1 protein-coding gene is annotated in these 269 nt (G+C 49.1%); it reads left to right on the forward strand.

Annotated features, from left to right (window positions below):
- On the forward strand, positions 1–269 hold a 269-nt coding region (locus tag AB4135_RS22230), incomplete at both ends, for a VCBS domain-containing protein (protein ID WP_371995534.1).

Genomic DNA, 269 nt, shown 5'->3' on the forward strand with positions numbered 1-269 from the left:
ATGCTGGCTTTGTTTTACATGCTGACGGCAGCTACACACTTGATCCCACCGATCCAAGCTTCAACCATTTAGCGATGGGCGAACATCAAACGCTGATCATTCCAGTTACCGCCACCGACAACAATGGCGCTCAAAGTGCCCCACAAAATCTGATAATCAAGATCGATGGCACTAACGATATTCCAGTAGTCAGTCATATCAGCTCGAAGACGATCGATGAAGGCTCTGCGAAGATCAGCGGTCAGATCACCGCCACCGATCTCGATCAT

The sequence above is a fragment of the Shewanella sp. 10N.286.54.B9 genome, from assembly GCF_041468565.1.
In the GTDB taxonomy this organism is placed as follows: Bacteria; Pseudomonadota; Gammaproteobacteria; order Enterobacterales; family Shewanellaceae; genus Shewanella.